General features: G+C 67.5%; 27 protein-coding genes and 1 pseudogene. 10 read left to right on the forward strand and 18 right to left on the reverse strand.

Annotated elements, in window-relative coordinates:
* Window positions 1-66 precede the first annotated feature (66 nt).
* A complete protein-coding gene (locus F615_RS0112290) occupies window positions 67-1,245 on the forward strand; it encodes an ABC transporter substrate-binding protein (protein WP_019561492.1) in 1,179 nt (392 codons plus the stop codon).
* A gap of 57 nt (window positions 1,246-1,302) precedes the next feature.
* On the opposite strand, the gene F615_RS0112295 is transcribed toward F615_RS0112290, so the two are convergent.
* From F615_RS0112295 to F615_RS0112310, 4 genes are all read right to left on the reverse strand, one after another.
* A complete protein-coding gene (locus tag F615_RS0112295; RefSeq protein WP_019561493.1) occupies window positions 1,303-2,490 on the reverse strand; it encodes an ATP-binding protein in 1,188 nt (395 codons plus the stop codon).
* 78 nt (window positions 2,491-2,568) lie between these two features.
* Entirely contained in the window at window positions 2,569-3,396 is an 828-nt protein-coding gene (locus tag F615_RS0112300) for an ABC transporter permease (protein WP_019561494.1), read from the reverse strand.
* A gap of 14 nt (window positions 3,397-3,410) precedes the next feature.
* Window positions 3,411-4,214 carry an ABC transporter ATP-binding protein gene (locus F615_RS0112305; protein WP_019561495.1) on the reverse strand — a complete coding sequence of 268 codons (804 nt, stop codon included), beginning with the start codon at window positions 4,212-4,214 and terminating at the stop codon, window positions 3,411-3,413.
* Entirely contained in the window at window positions 4,211-5,245 is a 1,035-nt protein-coding gene (locus tag F615_RS0112310) for an ABC transporter substrate-binding protein (RefSeq protein WP_019561496.1), read from the reverse strand. The genes F615_RS0112305 and F615_RS0112310 overlap by 4 nt, the downstream gene beginning before the upstream one ends.
* A 161-nt stretch (window positions 5,246-5,406) precedes the next feature.
* Between F615_RS0112310 and F615_RS0112315 the strand changes: the two genes are divergently transcribed.
* Window positions 5,407-6,042 (forward strand): MarC family protein, encoded by a 636-nt coding sequence (locus tag F615_RS0112315; protein WP_019561497.1) that lies wholly within the window; start codon window positions 5,407-5,409, stop codon window positions 6,040-6,042.
* Here the strand turns inward: F615_RS0112315 and F615_RS0112320 are convergent.
* Window positions 6,035-6,481: an OsmC family protein gene (locus F615_RS0112320; protein ID WP_019561498.1), complete on the reverse strand. Its 447-nt coding sequence runs from the start codon at window positions 6,479-6,481 to the stop codon at window positions 6,035-6,037. The genes F615_RS0112315 and F615_RS0112320 overlap by 8 nt on opposite strands.
* An 8-nt stretch (window positions 6,482-6,489) precedes the next feature.
* A complete protein-coding gene (locus tag F615_RS0112325; RefSeq protein WP_019561499.1) occupies window positions 6,490-7,350 on the reverse strand; it encodes an MBL fold metallo-hydrolase in 861 nt (286 codons plus the stop codon).
* Between the two features lie 107 nt (window positions 7,351-7,457).
* Between F615_RS0112325 and F615_RS0112330 the strand changes: the two genes are divergently transcribed.
* From F615_RS0112330 to F615_RS18480, 4 genes are read left to right on the forward strand one after another with little or no spacing between them, the layout of a single operon-like run.
* Window positions 7,458-7,769 carry an ArsR/SmtB family transcription factor gene (locus tag F615_RS0112330; RefSeq protein WP_019561500.1) on the forward strand — a complete coding sequence of 104 codons (312 nt, stop codon included), beginning with the start codon at window positions 7,458-7,460 and terminating at the stop codon, window positions 7,767-7,769.
* 11 nt (window positions 7,770-7,780) lie between these two features.
* Window positions 7,781-8,212, forward strand: a complete 432-nt coding sequence (locus tag F615_RS0112335) for a YeeE/YedE family protein (protein WP_026330280.1) — start codon at window positions 7,781-7,783, stop codon at window positions 8,210-8,212.
* A gap of 45 nt (window positions 8,213-8,257) precedes the next feature.
* Window positions 8,258-8,692, forward strand: coding sequence for a YeeE/YedE family protein (locus F615_RS0112340; RefSeq protein WP_019561502.1), 435 nt, complete (start codon window positions 8,258-8,260; stop codon window positions 8,690-8,692).
* 10 nt (window positions 8,693-8,702) lie between these two features.
* Window positions 8,703-10,418 carry a SulP family inorganic anion transporter gene (locus tag F615_RS18480; protein ID WP_019561503.1) on the forward strand — a complete coding sequence of 572 codons (1,716 nt, stop codon included), beginning with the start codon at window positions 8,703-8,705 and terminating at the stop codon, window positions 10,416-10,418.
* Here F615_RS18480 and F615_RS0112350 read toward each other — a convergent pair whose 3' ends face one another.
* The gene (locus F615_RS0112350) at window positions 10,419-10,961 is read right to left on the reverse strand and encodes a queuosine precursor transporter (RefSeq protein ID WP_026330281.1); all 543 of its coding nucleotides are present in this window, start codon (window positions 10,959-10,961) and stop codon (window positions 10,419-10,421) included.
* Window positions 10,962-11,129: 168 nt separating this feature from the next.
* Between F615_RS0112350 and F615_RS0112355 the strand changes: the two genes are divergently transcribed.
* Both F615_RS0112355 and F615_RS0112360 read left to right on the forward strand, forming a co-directional pair.
* Window positions 11,130-12,782 (forward strand): GMC family oxidoreductase, encoded by a 1,653-nt coding sequence (locus F615_RS0112355; protein WP_033371410.1) that lies wholly within the window; start codon window positions 11,130-11,132, stop codon window positions 12,780-12,782.
* A 9-nt stretch (window positions 12,783-12,791) separates the two neighbouring features.
* Window positions 12,792-13,490, forward strand: coding sequence for a LysE family translocator (locus F615_RS0112360; RefSeq protein WP_019561506.1), 699 nt, complete (start codon window positions 12,792-12,794; stop codon window positions 13,488-13,490).
* Window positions 13,491-13,511: 21 nt separating this feature from the next.
* Here F615_RS0112360 and chrA read toward each other — a convergent pair whose 3' ends face one another.
* The 11 genes from chrA to F615_RS0112415 all read right to left on the reverse strand — a co-directional run bounded on the left by chrA (window position 13,512) and on the right by F615_RS0112415 (window position 22,566).
* Window positions 13,512-14,846 (reverse strand): chromate efflux transporter, encoded by a 1,335-nt coding sequence (gene chrA / locus F615_RS0112365; protein ID WP_019561507.1) that lies wholly within the window; start codon window positions 14,844-14,846, stop codon window positions 13,512-13,514.
* A 110-nt stretch (window positions 14,847-14,956) separates the two neighbouring features.
* A complete protein-coding gene (gene arsB, locus F615_RS0112370; protein ID WP_019561508.1) occupies window positions 14,957-15,982 on the reverse strand; it encodes an ACR3 family arsenite efflux transporter in 1,026 nt (341 codons plus the stop codon).
* A gap of 8 nt (window positions 15,983-15,990) precedes the next feature.
* Window positions 15,991-16,494 carry an arsenate reductase ArsC gene (locus F615_RS0112375; RefSeq protein WP_019561509.1) on the reverse strand — a complete coding sequence of 168 codons (504 nt, stop codon included), beginning with the start codon at window positions 16,492-16,494 and terminating at the stop codon, window positions 15,991-15,993.
* 24 nt (window positions 16,495-16,518) lie between these two features.
* Window positions 16,519-16,896: an ArsR/SmtB family transcription factor gene (locus F615_RS18485; protein WP_019561510.1), complete on the reverse strand. Its 378-nt coding sequence runs from the start codon at window positions 16,894-16,896 to the stop codon at window positions 16,519-16,521.
* Window positions 16,897-16,983: 87 nt separating this feature from the next.
* Window positions 16,984-17,610: a LysE family translocator gene (locus F615_RS0112385; protein ID WP_026330282.1), complete on the reverse strand. Its 627-nt coding sequence runs from the start codon at window positions 17,608-17,610 to the stop codon at window positions 16,984-16,986.
* A 196-nt stretch (window positions 17,611-17,806) separates the two neighbouring features.
* A complete protein-coding gene (locus F615_RS20300) occupies window positions 17,807-18,112 on the reverse strand; it encodes an SHOCT domain-containing protein (RefSeq protein WP_019561512.1) in 306 nt (101 codons plus the stop codon).
* A complete protein-coding gene (locus F615_RS0112395) occupies window positions 18,112-18,792 on the reverse strand; it encodes a hypothetical protein (protein WP_051090245.1) in 681 nt (226 codons plus the stop codon). Before F615_RS0112395 ends, F615_RS20300 begins: the two co-directional genes overlap by 1 nt.
* Before the next feature lie 174 nt (window positions 18,793-18,966).
* Window positions 18,967-20,307, reverse strand: coding sequence for a sigma-54-dependent transcriptional regulator (locus F615_RS0112400; RefSeq protein ID WP_019561514.1), 1,341 nt, complete (start codon window positions 20,305-20,307; stop codon window positions 18,967-18,969).
* Window positions 20,292-21,848, reverse strand: coding sequence for a sensor histidine kinase (locus F615_RS0112405; RefSeq protein ID WP_019561515.1), 1,557 nt, complete (start codon window positions 21,846-21,848; stop codon window positions 20,292-20,294). Before F615_RS0112405 ends, F615_RS0112400 begins: the two co-directional genes overlap by 16 nt.
* A gap of 97 nt (window positions 21,849-21,945) precedes the next feature.
* Window positions 21,946-22,272: a hypothetical protein gene (locus F615_RS0112410; RefSeq protein WP_019561516.1), complete on the reverse strand. Its 327-nt coding sequence runs from the start codon at window positions 22,270-22,272 to the stop codon at window positions 21,946-21,948.
* Between the two features lie 99 nt (window positions 22,273-22,371).
* Window positions 22,372-22,566 carry a YgaP family membrane protein gene (locus F615_RS0112415; RefSeq protein WP_019561517.1) on the reverse strand — a complete coding sequence of 65 codons (195 nt, stop codon included), beginning with the start codon at window positions 22,564-22,566 and terminating at the stop codon, window positions 22,372-22,374.
* A 236-nt stretch (window positions 22,567-22,802) separates the two neighbouring features.
* Between F615_RS0112415 and F615_RS19465 the strand changes: the two are divergent.
* Both F615_RS19465 and F615_RS20305 read left to right on the forward strand, forming a co-directional pair.
* Window positions 22,803-23,735: pseudogene (locus tag F615_RS19465) on the forward strand (IS481 family transposase).
* A 577-nt stretch (window positions 23,736-24,312) separates the two neighbouring features.
* Complete coding sequence (locus tag F615_RS20305) at window positions 24,313-24,474, forward strand: hypothetical protein (protein ID WP_019561518.1); 162 nt, start codon at window positions 24,313-24,315, stop codon at window positions 24,472-24,474.
* The last annotated feature ends 107 nt before the right edge of the window (window positions 24,475-24,581 follow it).

Raw genomic sequence — 24,581 nt, forward strand, 5'->3', positions numbered from 1 at the left:
CGGTTTCCTTCCGTTCCCACCCCATGCCGGCCCCCGCGGTCCGGCTTCACTCAGGAGAGCAAAGACATGTCATACCCATCCTCATCGCGCCGCCTCGTGCTGCGCAGTGCGGCCGCCTTGGCCCTGGCGGGCATCGGCAGCGCCGCGGTCGCCCAGGAGGTCGTCAAGATCGGTTTTTCGGGCCCCTTGAGCGGCGGCGCCGCGCTGTACGGCAAGAACGTGCTGTCCGGCATGGAGATGGCCATCGCCGAGATCAACGCCGATGGCCTGGAGGTGGCCGGCAAGAAGGTCAAGCTGGAACTCGTGGCCCTGGACGACAAGTACAACCCGAGCGAAAGCGCGATCAACACGCAGCGCCTGGTGCAAGAGCACAAAACACCGGCGGTCTTGATCCCGCACTCGGGCGGCAGCTTCGCGGTGCAGACCACCAACGAGCGCCTGGGTGTGCTGCTGCTGTCCTACACCAGTGTGCCCACCATCACCGCACGCGGCAACACCCTCACCCTGCGCATTCCGCCGGAGTTCACCGGTTACGTCGAGCCCTTCACACGCTACGCGATGGGCAAGTACGGCAAGAACCTGGCCATTGCCAATGCCGACCATGACTACGCCAAGGCCTGGACGGCGGCCTTCAAACCGGCCTGGGAAGCCGCCGGCGGCAAGATCGTGGCCGAGAACCCGATGTCGTACAACCGCTCGACCGATTTCTACAGCGGCGTGAGCCGGGTGCTGGCCTCCAAGCCCGACGTGATGTTCATCGGTGGCGCCTCCGAGCCCACCGGCCTGGTGGTCAAGCAAGCGCGCGAGCTGGGCTTCAAGGGCGGCTTCGTGATCATCGATCAGGCCAAGATGGACGAGATCGCGAAAGTGACCGGCGGCTACGGCCCGCTGGAAGGCTCGATCGGCGTGCTGCCCCTGGTGGAAGACACGCGAGCGCACGCGCGGGACTTCGTCGAACGCTTCCGCAAGCTCCACCCGGGCCGCGACCCGAGCTCCGAGGTTTCGCTGAACTACACGGCGGTGCATGCGCTTGCCCAAGCGATGCGCCTGGCCGGCACGGTCAGCGATGCCAAGGCCATCCGCGCCAAGCTGAACGAAGCCTTCAAAACGCTGCCGAAGAAGTACAACCCCAACGACATCGAAGGCGTGGACGACAAAGGCGGCGCGCTGGCCAACACCTACGTGGCCGTGGTCGAAGGCGGCAAGATCCGGCAGGTGACCCTGCGCGAACTGAGCAGCAAGTAAGCGCGGCGCCCCGCCAAGCCCCCGGGGCCTCGCGGCCCCGTTTTGCAGGGCGGGCGCTCAGCGCCAGCCGTCCTCCGGCATGATGCGCTTCATGAACTGATCGAACATCGGCACGGTGAAGGCCGTGTCGCCATGGTTGGGGCTCCAGATCATGCCCTTCTTGATGAGGGAAGTGCGCACGGGCGCGAGCGTCGTGACTTTCTCACCCAGGGTATCGGCAATGTCGCCGGATCGATGCGGCCCGGCGCCCAGTTCGGCCATGGCGCGCAGGTAGCGCCTTTCCTTCGGGGTGCAGCGGTCGAAGCGCACGCGGAAAAAGCCCTCGTCCAGTTCCGCGCGCGCCGTGGTGGAGGCCCGCTCCACGTCGGCCAGGGTGATGGGCGACTGCGCGGCGGCATTCCAGGCGTGACTGCCCCAGGTCTGCAAGAAGTACGCGTAGCGCTGGGTCACGTCCAGGATGCGCTGCACCGCGTCGGGCATGATGGCGGCCCCTTCGTCCTCGATGGGCTTGACGATGGCCACGCGCGCGGCATCGGGGGGCAAGGCCCCGATCTCGGTGAAGTCGAACATCCGCTCGGCATAAGACTTCGCGTTGCCCATGCGGCCACGCAGCTGCGGCAGGCCCGCCCCGACCAGCACCACCGGGAGCTGCCGCTGCGCGCTGCGATGCAGAGCCGTGATCAGTGCGGCAAGCTGGGCTTCCTCGACATACTGCAGTTCGTCGATGAACAAAGCCAACGCAGTGCCCGCAGCCTTCGCCGCCAGGCCGGCCTGCTCCATGAGGGCCAGCAGGTCGAGCTCGAGGTCGCCGTTGTCGGCCAGGCCGGGCTCGGGCTCGTAGTCCAGGCCCACCTCGATGTCCTTGTAGGTGACCTTCAGCTTGCGGGCAAAACCCGCCAAGGCGCGCAGGCCGCGGATGGCCAGGTCCTTGGCGTTGTCCAGCATACTCAGGCGCAGCAGAGCCTGGCGCAACTGCGGCGCCAGCAGGGCCGGCAAGGACCGCTCCTCGGGCGCTTCGACACGGATGGTGTGGATGCCTGCGGCCTCGGCGTCCTCGCGCATGCGGTCGAGCAGCACCGTCTTGCCCACACCGCGCAGGCCCACGAGCATCATGCTCTTGGCCGGCCGCCCCCGGCGCACACGCTCCATCGCAATGTGCACCTCCCGGCGCAAGTCATCACGGCCCGCCAGTTCGGGTGGGGGGGCGCCCGCCCCGGGCGCAAAGGGGTTGCGGATGGGGTCCATGGCGGAAATATACATGAATTAGCAAGTTTATGTTCAAAACATAAATTCGCTAATTCACCTTGAACTGCCCCGGGAGGGCTAGAGCTTCTCGGTCTCCCCGCTCTTGGGCTGCCACTTCATCAGCTTCTTTTCGATCACACCCACCAGGGCGTCGAGCACCAGCGCAAAGGCGGTGAGCACCAGGATGCCGGCCATCACGGTGTTGATGTCGAAGCTGCCTTCGGCTTGCAGGATGAGGTAGCCCACGCCGCGGGCCGAGCCGAGGTATTCACCCACCACGGCGCCGACGAAGGCCAGCCCCACCGAGGTGTGCAGCGAGCTGAAGACCCAGCTCGTCGCACTGGGCAGATAGACATGGCGCAACAACTGCTTCTGGCTGGCACCCAGCATGCGGGCATTGGCCAGCACCACCGGGCTGACCTCTTTGACGCCTTGGTAGACATTGAAAAAGACGATGAAGAAGACCAGCGTCACGCCCAGCGCCACCTTGGAGGCAATCCCTAGCCCGAACCACACCGCAAAGATGGGCGCCAGGATCACGCGCGGCATGGAGTTGGCCGCCTTGATGTAGGGGTCGAGGATGGCCGCGGCCATCGGGCTGAGCGCCAGCCACAGGCCCATGGCCAGGCCGAAGACGGTGCCAATGCCAAAGGCCAGCAAGGTCTCGATCAGCGTGATCCACAGGTGCTGGTAGATGTCGGCCGAGACGAAGAACCAATCCCAGATGCGGCCGAAGATCTTCAACGGCTCGCCGAAGAAGAAGGCGGCTTGCTGGTCGTTGTCGAAGATGAAAGGCGGCAGCAGGCCCGGCCGGGTCATCACGTGCCAGAACGCGAAGACCACGACCAGCACACCCGCCTGCCAGGCCCGCAGGTTCCGAGGGTTGGGTTTGATGCGTTGCCACATATCGATTCAGCGAGTCAGGCGGCCAGTTGCTGCCGGTAGCCTTTGAGCACCTCCTCGCGCAGCACGTCCCAGATGGCCTGGTGCAGCTCGATGAAGCGCGGGGTCATGCGCACTTCGGCCACGTCGCGCGGGCGTTCGATGTCGATCGTGAATTCGCCGATGGGACGCGAGCCCGGGCCGGCGCTGAGCACCACCACGCGATCGCTCATCGCGATGGCTTCATCCAGGTCATGGGTGATGAACAGCACCGCCTTCTTCTTCTCGGCCCACAGCTGCAGCACTTCGTTTTCCATCAGTTGGCGGGTCTGGATGTCCAGCGCCGAAAACGGCTCGTCCATCAGGATGATGTCGGGGTCGAGCACCAGGGTCTGCGCCAGGCTGGTGCGCTTGCGCATGCCGCCGGAGAGTTGGTGCGGGTAGCGGTCGCCAAAGCCGCCCAGGCCCACGCGCTTGAGCCAGTGCTCGGCCTGCGCGCGCGCATCAGGCACGCCGCGGAACTGCAGCCCGGCCATCACGTTGTCGATCGCGGTGCGCCAGGGCATCAGCGAGTCGGCCTGGAACATGTAGCCGGCACGGGTATTGATGCCCACCAGCGGCTGGCCGAAGACTTCGACGCGCCCGCTGCTGGGCGCCAGCAAGCCCGCCGCCACGTTGAGCAAGGTGCTCTTGCCGCAGCCGGTGGGGCCCACCACCGAGACGAACTCGCCCGGCGCGATGTCGAGGTGGACATCGCGCACGGCGGTGTAGCGTTGGGTTTTGTCCTCGCGGCTGACGAAGGTGCAGGTGATGCCCTGCAGCGAAAGCGCTGGTGCCGTCATGCTTTGGGGTACTTGGCGTTGGCCTTCTTCACGAAGTCGTTGGTGTAGACGGCTTGCAGGTCGAACTTCACGTTGTGGAGCGACTCGTCGATGCTGCGCAGGGCGCGCAAGGCCGTCTCGGGGCCGGCCTCGGGGATCATGCCGTCAGAAGACAAGGCCCCCTTGGCCGCCAGAAAGGCGTCGATGTAGACCGCACGATCACCAAGCAAGTAGCTCTCGGGCACGGCTTTGACGATGTCGGACGGGCCGGCCTGCTGGATCCATTTGTTGGCGCGCACGATCGCATTGGCCAGTGCTTGCACGGTATGGGGGTTTTTGTCGATGAAGGCCTGCGGCGCATACAGGCACCCGGCTGGCATCGGGCCGCCAAACACACGGTCGGCTTCTTTGACCACACGGGTGTCGGAGACGATCTTCAGGTCGCCCGAACGCTGCAGCAACGTGATCACCGGGTCGAGGTTGGAAATCGCATCGATTTGGCCGGCGCGCATGGCGGCAACCGCACCGCTGGACGCCCCCACCCCGATGATGGACACGTCGCTGGGCTTCAAGCCCGCCTTGGCCAGCACGAAGTTGACCATCACGTTGGTGGACGAACCCGGGGCGGTCACGCCGATCTTCTTGCCTTTGAGATCGGCCACCGATTTGAAGTTGGGCAGGGTCTTGGGATTGACGCCGAGCACGATTTGCGGCGCACGCCCCTGCAGCACGAAGGCGCGCATGCGCTGGCCCTTGGCCTGCATGTTGAGGGTGTGCTCGAAGGCGCCCGAGACCACGTCGGCGCTGCCGCCGACCACGGCCTGCAGCGCGCGCGAGCCGCCGGCGAAGTCGGCAATCGTCAGGTCCAATCCCTCGTCTTTGAAATAGCCCAGCGTCTCGGCCACGGTCAGTGGCAGGTAATACAGCAGGTTCTTGCCGCCCACGGCGATCGTGAGCTTGGGTTTTTCCAGCGCTTGGGCACGAAGCGGCATGGGTGCGGCCAGCGCACCGGCGGCAGCAGCACAGGCAGAAAGGAAGTGACGACGCTTCATGGCTTGTCTCCTGTGGGTCGATCGTTGAGATCGAAAGTATCGATCCGAACCACTGTAATGCCAGTGCAGGCCAGCGGCTGTACGTGCTTGCCCCGACAGCCCTGTGCGGCCGCGGCGAGCGCACGGCAAAATCGAAGCCCACCTGCCATGCCCCCCCGCCCATGGATCTCCTCAAGCCCCTCATTGCGCTGCTAGCCATCGTGAACCCCATCGGCGTGGTGCCGTTCTTCATTCACTTCACGCAAGGCTTCAGTGAGGCGCAACGCCGCCGCACGATCCGCGTCAGCGCCTTCACCGCGTTTTTGGTGGTGTCCATCAGCGCGCTGGCGGGCTTGCGCATCATCGAGTTCTTCGGCATTTCGATCGCGTCGTTCCAGGTGGGCGGCGGCATGCTGCTGCTCATCAGCGCGCTGCAGATGCTGCAGGCCCAGCAGGCCGAAACGCGCAAGGAGGATGTGGACGAAGGCGAATCGAAGGCCGACGCGGGCGCCAGCATCGCGGTGGTGCCGCTGACGATTCCGCTGCTCACCGGCCCGGCGACGATCTCGACGATGGTGATCTACGCCCAGCAGACGCGCCACTGGTGGCAGCTGGCCGTGTTGGTCGGCTATGGCGTGGTCATCGGTGCGGCCGCTTTCCTGGCGCTGTCGGCCGCCGGGCGCATTGCGCGGCTGCTGGGGCGCACGGGCATCAATGTGATGACCCGGCTGATGGGCTTGATTCTGGCGGCCCTGGCCGTGGAAATCATGGCCGAGGGGCTGCTCAAGCTCTTTCCGGCACTGGGCGGGGCTACTTGAGGCGCGCGCCCTCGGCGTCGAAGACCTGCACCTCCATGGGGATGCCAGCGCCCACGCTTTGCGTAACGGTGCAGAAGGCCTCGAACTGCGACAGCACGCGGTCCAGGTGCTCGAGCTGCGCCGCAGGCACGCCCAGGCGCAGCACCGCCTCTATCTTCAGCACACGCAGCCGGCCTTCGGCGTTGCGGCCTACCGCCGCCGTCACCTGAGCGTTCAGTGGCTCAGGGGTCTGGCGGTACTTTCGCAAGGCGAACAGCAGGGAATCGCTCAAACAGTTGCCCACGGCGGCGGCCAGGAGCTGCACCGGCGACGGCCCGGTGCCGCCACCCAGCGGCGGGGGTTCGTCGCCGATGAGCGCAGGCACGGTACCGCCGAAGACGATCTCGAATCGGTAGTCCTGCTGCTGTTGCAGGCGCACGGTGACCTGGGAATCGCTCATGGGGGGCCTCACAAGGCGTTGACGGGGATCTTCAGGTAGGACACACCGTTGGCCTCGGGTGGCGGCATCTCACCAGCGCGAATGTTCACCTGCACCGAAGGCAGGATCAGCGTGGGCATCTCCAGCGTGGCATCGCGTTGGGTGCGCATGCGCACGAATTCCTCTTCGCTGATGCCATCACGGATGTGGATGTTGTGCGCACGCTGCTCGGCCACGGTCGATTCCCAGGCCGGCGCCCGCCCCGAGGGCGGGTAGTCGTGGCACATGAACAGCCGCGTCTGCGGCGGCAAGCTCAGCAGCTTGCGCACCGAGCGGTACAGCGCATGCGCGTCGCCGCCGGGAAAGTCGCATCGGGCCGTGCCCACGTCGGGCATGAACAAGGTATCGCCCACGAAAACCGCATCGCCCACCTGATAGGCCATGCAGGCCGGGGTGTGCCCCGGCACCGACATGGCCCGCGCCTGCAGCTGACCGATGGAGAACACTTCCTCATCGTGCAGCAAGTGGTCGAACTGCGCCCCGTCGGTGCGGAACTCCGGCTCCAAATGGAAGATGCGCTTGAAGACGTCTTGCACCCGTGTGATGGCCGCCCCAATGGCAATGCGCCCGCCCAGGCGGCCCCGCAAGTAATGCGCGGCCGAGAGGTGATCGGCATGGGCATGGGTTTCGAGGATCCACTGCACCGTCAAGCCCTGGGCTTGCACGAAGTCGATGATTTTGTCGGCCGAGGTGGTGCGGGTGCGGCCCGATTTGGGGTCGAAGTCCAACACCGAGTCGATCACCGCCGCATCCCCACCGGGGCGGTCATAGACCACATAGCTGACCGTCCAGGTGGCCGGGTCGAAGAAGGCTTGCACATTGGGGTTCATGGTCGTCAATCGGCAAAGGTCAGGATGAGAACAATATATTGACTGATAGTTTGTTTGTCAATATACTATCTTCATCTTAATCATTGATCTCCTCCGGCCCCCAGAAGATGCAGACCGATTTCGACCTGGAGCCCAGCCGAGTGCGCTCGGCCGCCGACGCCGCCTGTCGGCTGTTGAAGGTGCTGTCCAACCCAGACCGCTTGTTGCTGTTGTGCGAGCTCACACAAGGCGAGCGCCGCGTGGGCGAGCTCGAAAGCCTGTGCGGCATCGCCCAGCCCACGCTGTCGCAGCAGCTGGGCGTGCTGCGCGAGGAAGGCTTGGTGGCCACCCGGCGTGAGGGCAAGCACATCTATTACCGCATCGACAGCCCCCAAGCCTTGGCAGTGATGCGGGTGTTGTACGAACAGTTCTGTCAGTGAGGCTGCACATGATCACGATCGATTGGACCCATTTCACTCCTGGACTGTCCTTGGCCGGCGGGCTGCTGCTGGGCGTGGCCGCCGCCTTGTTCATCTTGCTCAACGGCCGGGTGCTGGGCATCAGCGGCATCGTGGCCGGCTTGCTGCGTCCGCGCCGCGGAGATACCGGCTGGCGGCTGGCCTTCGTGCTGGGCTTGCTGGCCGCACCGGCGGTGTATGCCGTGCTGGCGCCGCTGCCGCAGGCGCGCATCGACGCCGATTGGGGGGTGCTGGTGATCGCCGGCCTGCTCGTGGGCCTGGGCACGCGCTACGGCGCAGGCTGCACCAGCGGTCACGGCGTGTGCGGGCTGTCGCGCCTGTCGCCACGCTCGCTGGTGGCCACGTTGGCCTTCATGGGCGCGGGCTTCCTCACCGTGTACCTGGTGCGCCATGGGTTCGCCTGAAGTTCGCCTGTCTCGACATACGGACATCGGAGTAGGAGCGCCACCATGCAACGTTTGACGGAATTCGCCGTGGGCCTGATCTTCGGGTTGGGCCTCATCCTCTCGGGCATGACCGATCCGGGCAAGGTGCTCGGTTTTCTGGATGTGTTCGGCGCCTGGGACCCTTCGCTGGCCTTCGTGATGGGGGGGGCCATCGCGGTGGGCGTGGGCGCTTTCGCCGTGGCCCGGCGCCGCACCACCAGCTTCCTGGGCGGCGCCATGCACCTGCCGCAGCGGCGTGACATCGACCGCCGGCTGGTGTGGGGCAGCCTGACCTTCGGCGTGGGCTGGGGCTTGGCCGGCTTCTGCCCGGGCCCGGCGCTGGTGTCGCTGGGCGCGCTGCAACCGAAGGCGTTGGTGTTCGTGTTGGCGATGTTGGCCGGCATGGCGATCTACGAATACCTCGAGGCCGCGCAGGACAAGCAGGCCGGCTCCCGCTGAGACAAGCGAGATGGCGATGCACGTGCTGCCGCAGTGGCTGCGACACTATCGCCGCCCATGGCTGGTTGGCGATCTGACGGCCGGCCTGATCGTCACGGTGATGCTGATTCCGCAGAGCCTGGCCTATGCCATGCTCGCCGGCCTGCCGCCGCAAGTGGGTCTGTACGCCAGCTTGTTGCCGCTGGTGGCCTACGCCCTGATCGGCTCGAGCATGACGCTGGCCGTCGGCCCGGTGGCCGTGGCCTCGCTGATGACGGCCAGTGCCTTGCAACCGCTGGCCACTGCCGGCTCGCCCGAGTATGTGTCGCTGGCCATGCAGCTGGCCCTGCTGTCCGGGGTGATGCTGCTGGTCTTTGGCGCGCTGCGCCTGGGCTTCGTCGCGCATCTGCTCAGCCACCCGGTCATCAGCGGCTTCATCAGCGGTTCGGCCATCGTGATCAGCGTCGGTCAGCTGCCGTCTCTGCTGGGTTTGAATGTCCCGGCCCATGGCGTGTGGGACACCTTGCATGGCCTGCTCACCGCCCTGCCCCAGACCCAACCGGCCACCCTGGCGCTGGGCGCCGGCAGTGTGCTGTTTCTCTGGCTGGCGCGCCGCCATCTCGCGCCCGCCTTGACGCGACTGGGCGTGCCGCCGGCGGTGGCCGAGCTGCTGAGCAAACTCGCCCCGATGGCGGCGGTATTGATCTCCACGGCCTTGGTCGCCCTGCTGGATCTGTCCCGCACGGCCGGGGTGCGCATCGTGGGGGCCGTGCCCCAGGGGCTGCCGTCGCTGACGCTGCCGCTGCCCGACCTGGACACGGTGGGTGCGCTGCTGCTGCCGGCCTTGTTGATTGCCTTGGTCGGATTCGTCGAAAGCGTCTCGGTCGCGCAGTCGCTGGCGCTGAAGCGGCAAGAGCGCATCCACCCCAATCGCGAGCTGCTGGGCCTGGGCGCGGCCAATGTGGCCAGCGCCTTGTCCGGCGGCTATCCGGTCACGGGCGGCTTTGCACGTTCGGTCGTGAACTTTGCGGCCGGCGCCCGCACGCCCTTGGCCGGCGTGATTTCCGCCGTGCTGATGGCCGTGGTGGTGGCCGCCTTCACCGACGTGTTCTATCACTTGCCCAAGGCCGTTTTGGCCGCCACCATCATCGTGGCCGTGACCGCCTTGATCGACACCCGCACGCTGCGCGATGCCTGGCGTTACGACCGCGGCGACGCACTGTCCCTGCTGGCCACGGCCTTCGGCGTGATCGCGCTCGGTGTGGAGGCCGGCATCGCCATCGGCGTGGCCTGCTCGCTGGGGGTGCTGGTGTGGCGCAGCAGCCATCCGCACATCGCGGTCGTGGGCCGCGTGCCTGGCACGCAGCACTTCCGCAATGTCGAGCGCCACCAGGTGGAGACGGTGCCGGGCCTGCTGGCGCTGCGGGTGGATGAAAGCCTGTACTTCGCCAATGCCGCAGTGATCGAGGACCGCATCGAGGCCCATCTGGCGGCCCAGCCCGAGATCCGCCAGGTATTGCTGGTGTGCCCGGCGGTCAATCAGATCGACACCACCGGCCTGGGCATGCTCACCGAATTGCAGCGCAGCCTGGCGCGGCGTGGGATCACGCTGGCCTTGTCCGAAGTGAAGGGCCCGGTGATGAACCGTCTGCGACACACGCCCCTGGGCCACGCCCTGGAAGGCCAGATTTTCCTGAGCACGCACGAGGCCTTCGAACACGCTCGGCGCCGCCTCGGCGCCGCCTGATCAACGCGCCGTCGGCACCCAAGCCTGCAAGCGGGGCAGCATGGCGCGGTACGGGGCCAGCAGCACCACGGCCATGAGCCACTTGATCGCGAGGTCTCCCGCGCCAAGCGCCAACCAATCGAACTCGCTGCCGGCAAAGGCGATGTAGAAGAAGATCGCCGTGTCGATCACCGAGGCCAGCAGCGAGCCGATGAGCGGTGCCTTCCACCAGCTCGCCTGACGCAAGCGGTTGAAGACGGCGATGTCCAGGCCCTGCGAGACCAAAAAGGCCGCCCCGGAGGCCACCGCGATGCGCCACGGGGCCAGCCACAGCGAGACGACCACGGCCACCACGAAGCCCACGGCCACCACGCGGCGCGCCGCCGAGGGGCCCACGGCCCGGTTGGTGAGATCGGTGACCAGGAAGATGAGCGGATAGGTGAATGCGCCCCAGGTGAGCCAGTCGTTGATGACGAACTGGACCAGCACGTTGGACAGCACGATCACGCCGGCCATCGCAAGGAGGGGGCGCCACAAGACGCGAAGCTCTGGAGTCATGGACATGGCAGGGCGCATTGTCTCGCGCACCGCGGCGTTCCGCCAGGAGGGCGCTCATTGTTCTGCATGGTGAACAATGAGGTCAGGATTCCGCCGCCGGGCCGATGCTCCCCGGGCGGGGGCTGGCACTAGACTGGCACTTGAAGGTGGAGGGCGCAAGAGATGTCGCAAGCGATGCACAGTCAGCCGTTCGACTACGTCATCGTCGGCGCGGGCACGGCCGGCTGCTTGTTGGCCAACCGGCTCAGTGCCGATGCCTCCAAGCGGGTCCTGCTCCTGGAAGCCGGCGGGCGCGACACCTACCCCTGGATCCACATTCCGGTGGGTTATCTCTATTGCATCGGCAACCCGCGCACCGATTGGCTGTACCAAACCGAGCCCGACGCCGGGCTCAATGGCCGCCGGCTGCGCTACCCGCGCGGCAAGGTGCTGGGCGGCTGCTCCAGCATCAACGGCATGATCTACATGCGCGGTCAATCGCGCGACTATGACGGATGGGCCCGCCTCACGGGCGACCCGGCCTGGCGCTGGGAGGTCTGCCTGCCCTTCTTCAAACTGCATGAAGACCATTGGCGCCTGGACGAGCCCGACCCCAGCAACCCGGGATTTCGCCAGCTGCACGGCCACGGCGGCGAATGGCGAGTGGAAAAGCAACGCCTGCGCTGGGAGGTGCTCGACGCCTTCGCGCAGGCCGCGCAACAGGCGGGCATTCCGGCCACGGACGATTTCAATCGCGGCACCAACGAAGGCGTGGGCTACTTCGAGGTGAACCAACGCCGCGGCTGGCGCTGGAACGCGACCAAAGCTTTTCTGCGACCGGTGCTCGACCGTCCCAATCTGACGGTGTGGACGCATGCCCAGGCCAGCCGGCTGCTGCTCACGCGTGCCGACGACGGCCGGTGGCGTGCCAGCGGCGTAGAGGTGCACACCCGCCACGGCGTGCACCATGTGCGGGCCCTGCGCGAGGTGCTGCTGGCGGCCGGGGCCATCGGCTCGCCGCAACTGCTGCAGCTGTCGGGCATCGGCCCGGGGCCTTGGCTGCACGAGCACGGCATCGAGTTGCGCCATGAGCTGCCAGGGGTGGGCGAGAACCTGCAAGACCATTTGCAGCTCCGCGCGGTGTACGCGGTGCAGGGCGTGCCCACGTTGAACACGCTGGCCCACTCACTGTGGGGGCGCCTGCGCATCGGCCTGGAATACGCCCTCAAGCGCAGCGGGCCGATGAGCATGGCGCCTTCGCAGCTGGGCGCCTTTACCCGCTCGTCGCCAGCGCACACCTGGCCCAATGTGGAATACCACGTGCAGCCGCTGTCGCTGGAGGCCTTCGGCGAGCCGCTGCACCGCTTCGATGCCTTCACGGCCAGTGTCTGCAACCTCAACCCCACCAGCCGCGGGCAGGTGCGCATCCGCTCCCCGCGCTTCGAGGACGCCCCCCGCATCATGCCGAATTACCTCTCCACGCCTGAAGACCGCCAAGTGGCCGCCGACTCGCTGCGCCTGACACGGCGCATCGTCGCGCAGCCGGCCCTGGCGAAGTACCAGCCCCAAGAAGTCAAGCCCGGCATGCAGTACCAAAGCGACGAAGAACTCACCCGTCTGGCCGGCGACATCGCCACCACCATCTTTCACCCGGTGGGCACGTGCCGCATGGGCGCGGCCGACGACCCCGGCGCCGTGGTCGATACGCGGCTGCGCGTGCGCGGCGTGGACGGCCTGCGCGTGGTGGATGCCAGCGTGATGCCCACCATCACCAGCGGCAACACCAATGCGCCCACGTTGATGATCGCCGAGCGGGCCGCGCAGTGGATCGCCGAGGCGCACCGCTAAGATCGCACGATGCTTGCCCTGTTCACTGCCGCCTTCGTGCTGGGCCTGATCTTCAATGCCGCGCCCGGCGCCGTTTTTGCCGAAACCGTGCGCCAAGGCGTGCGCGGGGGCTTCCGCCCGGCCTTGGCCGTGCAGGTGGGCTCGCTGGTGGGCGATGCCACCTGGGCCGTGCTGGGCCTGGCCGGCATCGGTGTGCTGCTGCAAGTGGATGCCCTGCGCTGGCCCGTCGGCGTGGCCGGCGTGGCCTATCTGGTCTGGCTGTCTTGGGACGCCTGGCGCGCGGCCAGCCAGGAGTTCCAGCTCGACGCCGCAGCGGCCGCCCCCACGCCCCCGTCGCGCGCGCTGCGCTCGGGCATGACCCTCTCACTGACCAACCCCCACAACATCGCCTTCTGGGCCGCACTGGGCAGCGCGCTGGGCGCCGTCGGCGTGGAACACCCGACCGCGGCCGACTATGGCCTGTTCCTGGCCGGCTTCATGGCCTCGTCGGTGCTGTGGTGCTTCGTCTGCGCAGCCATCGTGGACCGTCTGTTCCGTCGCGCCGGGCCGGCCTGGGCGCGCCTCACGTACCGGCTTTGCGCGGCGGCCTTCCTGGCCCTGGCCTTGGCCTCGTTGCGCGACCTGATGGTCACGCGCGCAGTGCCCTCGACGGCGCCGCCTGCGCCGCTCGTGCAAGGGCTCGAACATCCGCGGCCCTCTGGGTCCTGAGGCTCGGGTCGCCGGGCCCGCTCACCCCAGCGTGACGGCAAGGCCGACCAGGGCGCAGCCCCCCAGCAGCGGCATCACCCCCAGCCCGAAGCGAAACAGCGCCACGGCCGCGCCCGCGGTCATCACCGCCGAGACGACATCGAAGCGGCCCTCGAACCCCTGGGGCCACAACACGTGATAAGCGAAAAACAGCGCCAGCTGCAGGATCACGCCGACCACCGCGGCGGTGACGGCCGACAACGGCGCGGTGAACCCCAGCTTGCCATGCGTGGCCTCCACCATGGGCCCGCCGGCCAGAATGAACAAAAAGGACGGCAAGAAGGTGAAGAAGGTGGCCACCGAGGCCGCCACCACCCCGCCCCAGAAAGGCGACTGCCCCGCCCATGCCGGCTGCAGCCAGCCCCCCACGAAACCGACGAAAGCCACCACCATGATGAGCGGACCCGGCGTGCTTTCGCCCAGGGCCAGCCCATCGATCATCTGCGGCCCGCTGAGCCATTGGTAGTGCTCCACCGCCCCCTGGTACACATAAGGCAGCACGGCATAGGCGCCGCCGAAAGTCAGCAGCGCGGCCTTGGTGAAGAACCAGCCCATCTGCACGAGCATGCCGTCCCAGCCCTGCGCGGCCACGAGCACGGCCAGCACGGCCGCCCACAGGCCCACGCCGACGGCCAGCACCTTCAGCAACCGGGCACGCGAGAAGCGCACATGCGGCGGCGCCGGCGTGTGGTCATCGATCATGGCCGGCCGCTCGTCCTGCGAGGCCAAGCCGTGCCCGCCCCCCAGGACGAACACCGCCGGCCAGCGCCGCGCGCCTAGCCAGCCGACCAAGGCGGCGGCCATCACGATGGCCGGAAACGGCACCCCAACGGCGAAGCTGGCCAAGAAGGCCGCTGCCGCAAGGCCCCACATCCAACCGTTCTTCAACACCCGGCTGCCGATGCGGTAGGCCGCATGCAGCACGATGGCCGTCACCGCCGGCTTGATGCCGTAGAACAGGCCCGCCACCACCGGCAGGTGGCCCCAGCGCAGGGAGACCCAGCCGAGTGCGATCAACATGAACAGCGAGGGCAGCACGAACAGCGTGCCCGCCACGAGGCCGCCCCAGGTGCGGTGCATCAGCCAGCCGATGTAGGTAGCCAGCTGCTGAGCTTCGGGGCCGGGCAGCAGCATGCAATAGTTCAATGCATGCAAGAAGCGCTTCTCGCTGATCCAGCGACGGCGCTCGACCAGCTCGCCGTGCATGATGGCAATCTGCCCTGCCGGTCCGCCAAAGCTGATGAAGCCCAGCTTGAGCCAAAAGCGCAAGGCTTCGCCGAAGGGCACCTGCGCAGGAGGTGAGGACGAGGCGGTCATGGCCGCATTGTCTGCCGAACACGCGCAACGGCCGCGAGGCCACCGGCGCGCCGCATGCCGCCGGCGCGCGCCATGCCGCCGGGCTCACCGCCCGCCGCAGAGCCGACCGATCAATGCGCCGGCGCGAACGATGCGCGGCGACGGCGATTGACCCACCAGACCAGCGACAGCATCACCGGCACCTCGACCAGCACGCCCACCACCGTGGCCAAGGCCGCGCCGGAATGCAGGCCGAACAGCGAGACGGCCACGGCCACGGCCAGCTCGAAGAAGTTGCTGGTGCCGATCAGGCAGGCCGGGCCGGCGATCGCATGCGGCAGGCGCAACAGTCGAGCGCCAACCCAGGCCACGGCGAAGATGCCATAGGTCTGCAGCACCAGCGGCAACGCGATCATCGCGATCACCAAGGGCTGCGACACCAGCGTGTCGGCCTGCAAGCCGAACAACAACACCACGGTGGCCACCAGCCCGGCCATCGAGGCCGGCTTGAGCCGCTCCACGAAGTCGCTGACGGCCCGCGGCGAGCGGCGCTGCAACACATGCCGCGTGGCCATGCCGGCCAACAAAGGCAGCACCACGTACAGCACGGTGGACAGCAGCAGCGTTTCCCACGGCACGGCCAGCTCGGTCACACCGAGCAAGAACGCCGCGATGGGGGCATAGGCCACCACCATGATGAGGTCGTTCACCGACACCTGCACCAGCGTGTAGGCGGCATCGCCTTTGACCAGCTGGCTCCAGACGAACACCATGGCCGTGCAGGGTGCTACGCCCAGCAAGATCATTCCGGCGATGTACTGGTGCGCCGATGACGGATCGACCCAGGGGGCGAAGACATGCTCGAAGAACAGCACCGCCAGCCCTGCCATCGTGAACGGCTTGATGAGCCAGTTCACCACCAGCGTGAGCGCCAAGCCCCCGGGCCGCTGCCCGACCTGACGCACCGCCGACCAATCGATCTGGATCATCATCGGGTAGATCATCATCCAGATGAACAGGGCCACCACCCCATTGACATGCGCGAACTCCATCGCGGCGATGAGCTGGAAGACGCCGGGCACCAACGAGCCCAGGCCCACGCCGGCCAAGATGCCCAGTCCGACCCACACGGTGAGGTAACGCTCGAACACTCCCATGGTGAGACTCAACGCTGGCCGATGTCGGTGATCTCGCGCTGCAGGGCGAGTCGGTCGAGCGAGGCCAGCGGCAGGGCCAGCATCAACTCGATACGGCGCTTCAAGACGGTGGCGACGTCCCAATAGGCACGCGCCTTGTCCTCGTCGCTGCCTTGCACCCGCGACGGATCGGGCACGCCCCAGTGAGCCGTCATCGGCTGGCCCGGCCACACCGGACACACCTCGCCGGCGGCCTGGTCACACACGGTGATCACGAAGTCCATGACCGGCGCGCCGGGCTGGGCGAATTCCGACCAGTCCTTGCTGCGAAACCCCTCGGCAGCCACCTGCATCTTGGCCAGCGTCTGCAGCGCCAGGGGTTGGATGGCGCCCGCCGGATGGCTGCCCGCCGAGTAGGCGCGAAAGCGCCCGCCCCCCAGGTGATTGAGCAAGCCCTCGGCCATGATCGAGCGGGCCGAATTGTGGGTGCACAGGAACAGCACGTGATAGACCTTGTGACTGGATGCGTTCATGGTGTGAATGTGTGCGGGTAAGCCTCAACAAGAAGCGCCGCCGCGGCCCGACGGCGCCATCACGGACGCAAGTCCGCAGTCCGCGCCCTGACAGCAATGCTGGGTGAGGTAAGCCAGCAGCCCGTTCATGCGCGCGATCTGCGGGCGATAGATGAGATGGCGGCCGTCGCGCTCCTGGCTGACCAGGCCGGCGTGCATCAGCTCCTTCAGGTGAAAAGACAGCGTCGAGGCGGTCACGCCCAGCACGGCGCCCAAATCACCCGGGGTCATGCCCGAGGGGCCGGCCCCCACCAAGGTGCGGAAGATGCGCAGCCGCGCACCTTGGGCCAGGGCGCCCAGGGCGCGCAGCGCCACCGTTTCGTCCACCGCTTCGATGGGCATCCCCACACGCTGGGCAAACATGCTCATGGTCTGCAACCCATCGATATTTCTATGATTATCGAATTATAAACGGCCCATGTGTCCGTTCGGTGACGACGGCTCCCCCCCTCAGCGGGAGACGATCAGCCGCAACCCCAGGCCCACGAAGACGGCGCCGGCCACGCGGTCCAGCCACAGACCGATGCGCGGCGCCTTGTGCAGCCACTGGCCGATGACGCCCGAAAACAGTCCCAGCAGCGAAAACAGAATCGCGGCCTGCAGTGTGAAGACCACCCCCAGCTGCGCCATTTGCCAGCCCACGTGGCCACGCGCGGGCAGCACGAACTGCGGCAGGAAAGACAGGAAGAACAGCACCACCTTGGGATTGATGGCGTTGGCGAACACGCCCTTGAAAAACAAGCGCCGCAGCGACGCCTCCCCCAGGCCATCGCGCACGACCTGCGCGCTGCCGCGACTGCGCAAGGCCTGCACGCCCAGCCAGATCAGATACAGCCCGCCGACGATCTTCAACACCGAAAACGCCATGGGCGAGGCCGCGATCACCGCGCTGACGCCAACGACGGCCAGCGCCGTGTGACTCAGGCAGCCCAGCGCACACCCCAGCCCAAACGCCACCCCGTGGCGCCGCCCCTTGCTGATGCCCATGCCAAGCACCATGAGATTGTCCGGACCCGGCGACACGGTGATGAGGACGGCGGCCAGCAGAAAGCCGAAGAATTGTTCGGGAGTGAGCATGGTGGCCACAGCTTACTTCAACCGGCGCGGCGCGGGGCAGCGGCCTCCAGGGCCGCTTGCGCTTCGGTGGAGCAGCCCAGCGCCGCGTGCGCCCGGGCACGCCCGGGCCTTGGTCGCGTCTGACCACACCCGCGACGCATTCGGTCCGCGCAGCGGCGATGCCCGAGCGACACCCTGGGGCGACCGCCCTGGCGCCTCAGCGCAGGTCGGTGTCGAGCAGGTCCAGCTTGCGCTGCAGGTACTCCTCGCGCCCGATGTCGCCGGCGGCATAGCGGCGATCCAGCTCCTCCAGCGCCAACCGGCGGCGTCGATCACCACGCCTGCTCAGCGGCTGATCGCTGGACATCCACCACAAGCCCACGGCCAGCAGGCCCAGGATCACGACCAAGCCGCCCAGCAAATCCCACACATGCGGTGGGAACAGGCCGGCGGGGCCGGCGCACGCGCTCAGCGCCAGCAGCGGCGCCAACCCCAGCCCACGCCTCAGCGTTGCGGCGACCATCAGCGCCCCCCGTACAGAGGTTGCAACGCGTCGAGGCTGGGGCCGAGCTGGACCGCCTCCAAGGCCGTGCCATGCGCGCTGCGCGTGCCCAGACCCGAAGCCGCCAAGCGCTGCCCCACGGCCAGCGGCTGCAGCAGTCCATGCGGCGGAAAACGCACGATGTCGCCGTTGTCGAGGATGGCCCCGTTGATTTCGCCACGCGCTCCGGTCAGCACGGTGGTCACTTGCCCGGCCGTCTGCAAGGGCTGCAGCTGCGCGGCGCGCAGGTGGCGCGGCAAGGGGCGTTCGTTCCACGCCGGCGGCTGGTCGATGACGCTGGCCCCGCTGGCCGCATCGATGACCGCATAGGCTTTGATCTGAGCCAGCGCCTGGGGCCGGCCGAACACGCGCACCGTGCGTCCGGGCGCGGCCACTTCGGCCAGCTGTGGGCCCAAATGCGGCGGGAAGCGCACCACCCGACCGTCGGTCAGCAGCAAGCCGTCCACATCGCCATAGGGGTTGACCAGCAAACGCTGCACTGCCGCCTCGGCCACTGGCGCGCCGGCAGGCGGCCAGGCCGCCTGATGCGGCGCCGGCCCATGGTGCGGCGGCCGTGCCACCGCCGCTCCGGCCGCCAAGCTGCCGCCCACAACCGCAAGCAGGCCACAGAACCAAGCAGGAACTCGTCGAGCAGACTTCATGGAAGACACCTCCGATGAGTGGGTTGCGAAACTGAGGTGTCAAACCCTGGGCAAGCCCCGTGCCAGAAATTTTTCTCTTGAAAATCAAAGACTTGCTACAACCCTCCGGGGCCAAGCGTCACACCATGTGACGCCTGCGGCGTCCGCTGTGGTGACAGTGGCGCGCTGCGCGGCTCAGTCCAAGCCGTGGGCTTGCAGCTTGCGGTAGAGCTGTTGGCGGTGCAGGCCCAGGCGACGCGCGGCTTCGGCCCGGTTGCCGCCGGCGGCGGCCAAGGCCCGTTGCAGCATCATGCGCTCGACGGTGGCCAGCGCCGGCTCCAACGGGCCGTCCCAATCGATGTCGAGGCTGGGGCCGCCCGCGGCGGCGGCCGCGGCCTCCAGCCCCAGGGCCGCCGGTTCGATCACCGGCCCACTGGTCAACGCCACGGCCCGCTCGATGGCATTGCGCAGCTCGCGCACGTTGCCTGGCCAACGGTGGCCCAGCAAGGCACGCGCCGCCGCGGGCGACAGCCGCTTGCCCGAGCCGCTGGCGCGCAAGAAATGCTCGGCCAGCAGCACCACATCGGCCAGGCGCTCGCGCAGCGGAGGCAACTCGATGCTCAGCACATTGAGCCGGTACCACAAATCGCTGCGAAACCGGCCCTGCGCGACCATCTCGTGCAACGGACGGTGGGTGGCGGCCACCACGCGCACGTCCACCGAGTGGCTGTGGTGCGCGCCCACGGGCGTGACCTCCCGCTGCTGCAGCACCCGCAGCATCTTGGCCTGCATGGCCAGCGTCATGTCGCCGATCTCGTCGAGGAACAAGGTGCCGCCGTCGGCCTGCCGGAAGCACCCCAGGCGGTCTTGCGTGGCGCCGGTGAAGGCCCCTTTGACATGACCGAACAGCTCGCTTTCGAGCAGCTCGGCCGGCACCGCCGCGCAATTGATGGCCACGAAGGGCCCGTCACGGCGCTCACTGTGACGATGCAGCGCGCGGGCCACCAGCTCCTTGCCGGTGCCGGTCTCGCCCAGCACCAGCACGGTGACATCGCTGGCGGCGGCTTGGCCGATGCGCTTGAGCACGCGGCGCATCGCCTCGCTGCTGCCCACCAGCTCGTGCGCCGTGGCATCCGGCGGCAAGGCCGTCGCCGGCGTCTGCGCCAAGGCCGCGCGCTGCGCCAGGGCACGACGCACCACCTCCTGCAAATCTTGGCGCCCCAAAGGCTTGGTCAGGTGATCGAAAGCGCCCAATCGCATGGCCTCGATGGTGTTGGCACCGCTGGCATGGGCGGTCAAGACCACGCAAGGCAGCTGCGGAGCCAGTTCGCCGGCGCGGCGCAAGAAGCTCAAGCCGTCCTCATCGGGCAAGCGCAAATCCACGAAGGCCAAGGCCAGCTCGTCCTGCGCGGCCAGGTGCGCCAGCGCCTGCGCCACGGTGGCCGCCGGCACGGCCTCGTGCCCCAAGTCGCCCAAGGCCTCGGCCAAGCCAGCACGAAACCCCGCATCATCGTCCAGGATCAGGATGCGCGCCATGGCAATTCGATGCAAAAACAAGCCCCATGCGGCTGCACCGGCTGATGAGTGACCCGTCCGCCATGCGCCTGCGCGATCTCCCGCACCAAGGCCAATCCCAGCCCGGTGCCGCCGGCGCGCCCGGTGGCAAACGGCTCGAACAAATGCGGCAGCAAGTCCGCCGGCACCCCCGGGCCGTCATCGCGGACGCACAGATGCAGCCAGGCCGACTCGCCGCGGGCCTGCAGCACGACATGCCCGCCGGCCGGCGTGTGCGCCAAGGCATTGAGCAACAGATTGTCCAGCGCGCGCGACAGCGCCGCCGGATCGATGCACACGGGCGGCGCCGTGGCGCCATCCCAGGGCGGCTCTAGCCGGCAGGTCAAACTCACGCCTCGCTGCTGCGCGGCCTCGGCATGACGATGCAGCTGGGCGGGCAACCAATCCTGCAAGACCACCGGCTCCGGTTGCACCCGAAACGGCTGCGTCAGGGTCAACAAACTGTCCACCAAGGATGCGATGCGGGCCGATTGCTCCAACACCGCCTGCAAGGCCCCGCGCGCGCGTTCACGCTCCAGCGGCGCGGGGGCCGACAGCGCGTTCTCCGCCTTCAGCCGCATGGTGGCCAGCGGGTTGCGGATCTCATGGGCCAGCCCGGCCGACAAGCGCCCCAAAGCCGCCAGCCGGGCGGCTTGCGCCAGCTCGGCGCTGAGCCGCTCGGCCTGCTCGCGGGCCCGCTGCGCACGCACGGCATGGTCGTTGAGCGCCGCCCCCAGTCGATCCAGCTCCGGCACCCCGGTGGGCGGCACCCACGGCTGCGGCGCGGCCGGCGGCGGCGTGGACAAGGCGCGCTCCAAAGTCTGCAAACCGCGCCCCCAGCGTGTCAGCGTCCAACCCAGCCAGCCGCCGCTGAGCACCACGAAGCCGAGCAACAACCCCAGCGCGAACGTCAAATGCTCCAAGGCCTCGGCAGCCACCGTGGGCACCCGCTTGAGCGTCCAGCCCACCATGGTGGGCTGCGGCGCTCGATCTGGGCATGCATGCAACACCACCGTCTCGCGCAGGCCCGGACGCACCTCCGTCAAGGCCTGCGCCGCGGCATGCGCCCGTGCGGCCAACGCCTCGATGCGCTCGCGCTCGGCCTCGGGCACGTCTCGCTTGATGCCCGAGCCGTCATACGTGGGGAACGCATAGGCCACCACCCCGCGCCCTCGCTGCCACAGCCCCCCTTCCACCCCGGGCATGTCGCGCAGCGCCAGATCGATGGCCGCCTCCATGGCGGCAGGAGCGTCGGCCACCGACAGCTGGGCAGCTCGCGCCTGCGCGGCCACCATCTCCGCGCAGGCCGCGCCGACACGCACCACTGCGGTGCGCACCAAGGCCTCGGCCCCTTGACGGCTCAAGGACCACACGGTCCAAGCCAACGTCAGGGCCACCACCGCGATCGACACCCACAGCATCGCCAGCCCCTGCCCCAAGGACAGGCCGGCCCGACGATGCAGCCAGGGCCATCGCGGCATCACAGGGCCCACGCGGGGGCGGGGATCGAAGGAATCGGCCATGCACAGGGTCGCGCTTCTGACGCAGCCCCGCCTGGACGGCGCTCAGCAGGGCTGTGCTGGGCCGTAGTGTAAGCCGATCGCCTCCGGCCGCAGCGCCTCAGCGCAGACGGCCCACGTAGCGCTGCTGCACGACCTCGGGGGCCGATCGCGCCAAGGGCTCATCGGGCTGGCGCTCCCAGGCCGGCCGCGGTGGCATGGCAAGGGCGCGCGGCCGCTGTGGCTGCATCGCCCGCTCGAGCTTGTCGGCCCAGGACTGCAGCTCCTCATCGGGCTGCCGGCGGCACACACGGATGATCTCCTGGGCATAGTCCCAATTCGCCGCCATCCATTCGGGGTCGGTCACCCGCCCCACTTTGCGGCGCAACAGCACATGCAGGTGCGCCGCGATGGCCAGACGATCACTTTCCGATGGGCTTGCGCTCACGCGAAAACTCCTGCAACGAGAGACAGCCCCCGCCCTCAAGCAAGCACCGCGCCAACGTCACCCTGTCTGCGGCCGCCTCCGGCACGCAGGCTGCGCGCTTCAGCGCCGGTCCAAGGGGCAAGTGCTCAGGCCCAGCAAGCTATACAACGGGCACATCCGGAACAGCCCGGTCAGCAGCGGCACCACGCCGATGTAGCCCCAAAGGCCCACGGTGCCGGTGGCCGCCAGCGCGACCAACACCAGCCCCAGAACGATGCGCGCGATGCGGTCGATCCGGCCCACATTGACTTTCATGTTCGCAACTCCTTGCTCCACCGCTGGCGGTGTGGCATGCACACAGGGCCACAGTGTGCGCGCAGCACCGCCGCCGGGCTTGACCTGCCTCAACCCCACGATGCGCCGGACCTCGAGCACCCCCGCCCCGCGGGGACTAGATGTGAAGCTTCAATAGGTTGTATCTGTAGTTCACCCGGACTGCGTCTGGGAGACCGGAAGTCACCAAACAACCCAGCACTCCCAGGAGCAGTCGGATGAACATCCATAAGAATGCCAGACTTACCTTCGCCCGTCGCTTGCTGATGGTTCAAGAGATGACACAGCACGGGCTCGAGGCCTGTGAAGCGTCCTCACGCCATGGCGTGAGGACGCGCACCGCGCGCAAATGGCTGGGCCGCTACCTGGTCGAAGGCGCCAGTGGCTTGACTGACGCGTCTTCCCGGCCGAAGTGGTCGCCGCGGGCGATCGCGCCGAGCAAGGCATTGCTCATCGTCGAACTGCGGCAGCGCCGAATGACCCATGTACGAATTGCCCAGAGCGTCGGCGTATCCCAGGCCACGGTCAGCCGTGTGCTGCACCGAGCCGGGCTGTCAACGCTGTCGGATCTGCTGCCGCGCGAGCCAGTTCAGCGCTACGAGCATGCGAGGCTGGAGATCTGCTGCACATCGACACCAAATAGCTCGGCCATATCGAGCGGCTAGGGCATCGGGTCAATGGCAACCGGCGTGACTCGGTAGGGAGAGGCGGCTGAGAGTTTCTGTTCGTGGCCGTGGACGACCATGCCCGCGTGGCCTTCACCGCGATCCCCCTGCGCAGTGCAGTTCCTGCGCGACGCCGTGGCGTACTACAAACGTCTTGGTGTGACGATCATGCGGATGCTGACTGACAACGGCTCGGCCTTTCGCTGAAAGCCGTTCCGACAGGCTTGCCAGCAACTGGGCATCACGCAGAAGTTCACCAGCGCGTATCGGCCACAAACCAACGACAAGGCCGAGCGGTTCATCCAGTCGGCGCTGCGTGAGTCGGCCTACGGCTGGGTCTACCAAAACTCCGAGCAGCGGCGCCAAGCGCTTCACAGCTGGTAGCACCACTACAACTGGCATCGCCCGCACCACGGCATCGGCCGCGTTGCGCCTATGTCACGGCTTCCAGTTCCTCGGAACAACCTCTTGATGGCTCACAACTAGGGGCTGATTTCTGGGAGTTCTGCCGTGATGTTTGCCTGCCCCGCCAACGACGATTTCTTCCGCTTGCGCCTCGATCACAGATTGACCTGCGTCATCCGCTGGCTGTGCTGGCCTTGCGCATGCCCCGGCAAGAGATCGAAGCACGGGTGGCCCTGGTCTACTCCCGCAAAGGCCGCGCCGCCATGCCTTATCTGGACCTCTTTGGCGAATGGGGCAGCGCTCCCCGGTGGCCAGCAACGCCGGGTGTCCCCGCGTGCTGATGCGCATCATGATTGCGCTGCTGTACCTCATGTACGCCTTCAACGAATCCGACGCAGGCGTGGTCGAGCGTTGGGGGGGAGACCCCCACCTGGTGATTCTTCTCGGGCCGAGCGTACTTTGGGCACCGCCGCCCCTGCGACGCCACCACCCTGGTCAAGTTCCGCCAGTTGCTGGGCGAAAGAAGGTGTGGAGGACTTGCTGGCACAGACCCTCAACGTGGCCGTCGAGCTCGAGCTGATCCAGCCGCGGGAGCTCTCCCGCGTAATCGTGGACAGCACGGTGCAGCACAAATCAATCGCGCCCCACCGACAGCCGTTTGCTGCAGAACGCTCGCACCAAGCTGGCGGAAGCGACCAAGGCGGTGGGGATCGACCTGAAGCAGACCTTTGCCAAGGAGTGCAAAGCGTGGGCTCGCAAAGCCTCTGGCCATGCCCATGCCCGCCAGTTCAAGCGCATGCGTCGCGCCATCAAACGCTAGGGAAACGCTGATCAAGCCCCGCGCCGCGGCGAGATTGTCCTGCGCGGGGCGAAACGGAGCGTTTTTGGCGCGTTCTACGGCCTCGAGGGCCTTACTGGCGGGCCCTT

This window comes from Caldimonas manganoxidans ATCC BAA-369, from assembly GCF_000381125.1.
Classification (GTDB): Bacteria; Pseudomonadota; Gammaproteobacteria; order Burkholderiales; family Burkholderiaceae_C; genus Caldimonas; species Caldimonas manganoxidans.

What these genes read in the sequence shown, in the direction of transcription:
- F615_RS0112295 (WP_019561493.1), bottom strand. Translation starts at nt 2,490, where the DNA reads ATGGACCCCATCCGCAACCCCTTTGCGCCCGGGGCGGGCGCCCCCCCA.
- F615_RS0112330 (WP_019561500.1), top strand. Translation starts at nt 7,458, where the DNA reads ATGCAGACCGATTTCGACCTGGAGCCCAGCCGAGTGCGCTCGGCCGCC.
- F615_RS0112385 (WP_026330282.1), bottom strand. Translation starts at nt 17,610, where the DNA reads ATGCTCACTCCCGAACAATTCTTCGGCTTTCTGCTGGCCGCCGTCCTC.
- F615_RS0112310 (WP_019561496.1), bottom strand. Translation starts at nt 5,245, where the DNA reads ATGAAGCGTCGTCACTTCCTTTCTGCCTGTGCTGCTGCCGCCGGTGCG.
- F615_RS0112320 (WP_019561498.1), bottom strand. Translation starts at nt 6,481, where the DNA reads ATGAGCGATTCCCAGGTCACCGTGCGCCTGCAACAGCAGCAGGACTAC.
- F615_RS0112400 (WP_019561514.1), bottom strand. Translation starts at nt 20,307, where the DNA reads ATGGCGCGCATCCTGATCCTGGACGATGATGCGGGGTTTCGTGCTGGC.
- F615_RS0112360 (WP_019561506.1), top strand. Translation starts at nt 12,792, where the DNA reads ATGCTTGCCCTGTTCACTGCCGCCTTCGTGCTGGGCCTGATCTTCAAT.
- F615_RS0112350 (WP_026330281.1), bottom strand. Translation starts at nt 10,961, where the DNA reads ATGTCCATGACTCCAGAGCTTCGCGTCTTGTGGCGCCCCCTCCTTGCG.
- F615_RS0112405 (WP_019561515.1), bottom strand. Translation starts at nt 21,848, where the DNA reads ATGGCCGATTCCTTCGATCCCCGCCCCCGCGTGGGCCCTGTGATGCCG.
- arsB (WP_019561508.1), bottom strand. Translation starts at nt 15,982, where the DNA reads ATGGGAGTGTTCGAGCGTTACCTCACCGTGTGGGTCGGACTGGGCATC.
- F615_RS0112305 (WP_019561495.1), bottom strand. Translation starts at nt 4,214, where the DNA reads ATGACGGCACCAGCGCTTTCGCTGCAGGGCATCACCTGCACCTTCGTC.
- F615_RS0112415 (WP_019561517.1), bottom strand. Translation starts at nt 22,566, where the DNA reads ATGAAAGTCAATGTGGGCCGGATCGACCGCATCGCGCGCATCGTTCTG.
- F615_RS0112355 (WP_033371410.1), top strand. Translation starts at nt 11,130, where the DNA reads ATGCACAGTCAGCCGTTCGACTACGTCATCGTCGGCGCGGGCACGGCC.
- F615_RS0112375 (WP_019561509.1), bottom strand. Translation starts at nt 16,494, where the DNA reads ATGAACGCATCCAGTCACAAGGTCTATCACGTGCTGTTCCTGTGCACC.
- F615_RS0112300 (WP_019561494.1), bottom strand. Translation starts at nt 3,396, where the DNA reads ATGTGGCAACGCATCAAACCCAACCCTCGGAACCTGCGGGCCTGGCAG.
- F615_RS0112315 (WP_019561497.1), top strand. Translation starts at nt 5,407, where the DNA reads ATGGATCTCCTCAAGCCCCTCATTGCGCTGCTAGCCATCGTGAACCCC.
- F615_RS0112395 (WP_051090245.1), bottom strand. Translation starts at nt 18,792, where the DNA reads ATGAAGTCTGCTCGACGAGTTCCTGCTTGGTTCTGTGGCCTGCTTGCG.
- F615_RS20300 (WP_019561512.1), bottom strand. Translation starts at nt 18,112, where the DNA reads ATGGTCGCCGCAACGCTGAGGCGTGGGCTGGGGTTGGCGCCGCTGCTG.
- F615_RS0112325 (WP_019561499.1), bottom strand. Translation starts at nt 7,350, where the DNA reads ATGAACCCCAATGTGCAAGCCTTCTTCGACCCGGCCACCTGGACGGTC.
- F615_RS0112290 (WP_019561492.1), top strand. Translation starts at nt 67, where the DNA reads ATGTCATACCCATCCTCATCGCGCCGCCTCGTGCTGCGCAGTGCGGCC.
- chrA (WP_019561507.1), bottom strand. Translation starts at nt 14,846, where the DNA reads ATGACCGCCTCGTCCTCACCTCCTGCGCAGGTGCCCTTCGGCGAAGCC.
- F615_RS18485 (WP_019561510.1), bottom strand. Translation starts at nt 16,896, where the DNA reads ATGTTTGCCCAGCGTGTGGGGATGCCCATCGAAGCGGTGGACGAAACG.
- F615_RS18480 (WP_019561503.1), top strand. Translation starts at nt 8,703, where the DNA reads ATGGCGATGCACGTGCTGCCGCAGTGGCTGCGACACTATCGCCGCCCA.
- F615_RS0112340 (WP_019561502.1), top strand. Translation starts at nt 8,258, where the DNA reads ATGCAACGTTTGACGGAATTCGCCGTGGGCCTGATCTTCGGGTTGGGC.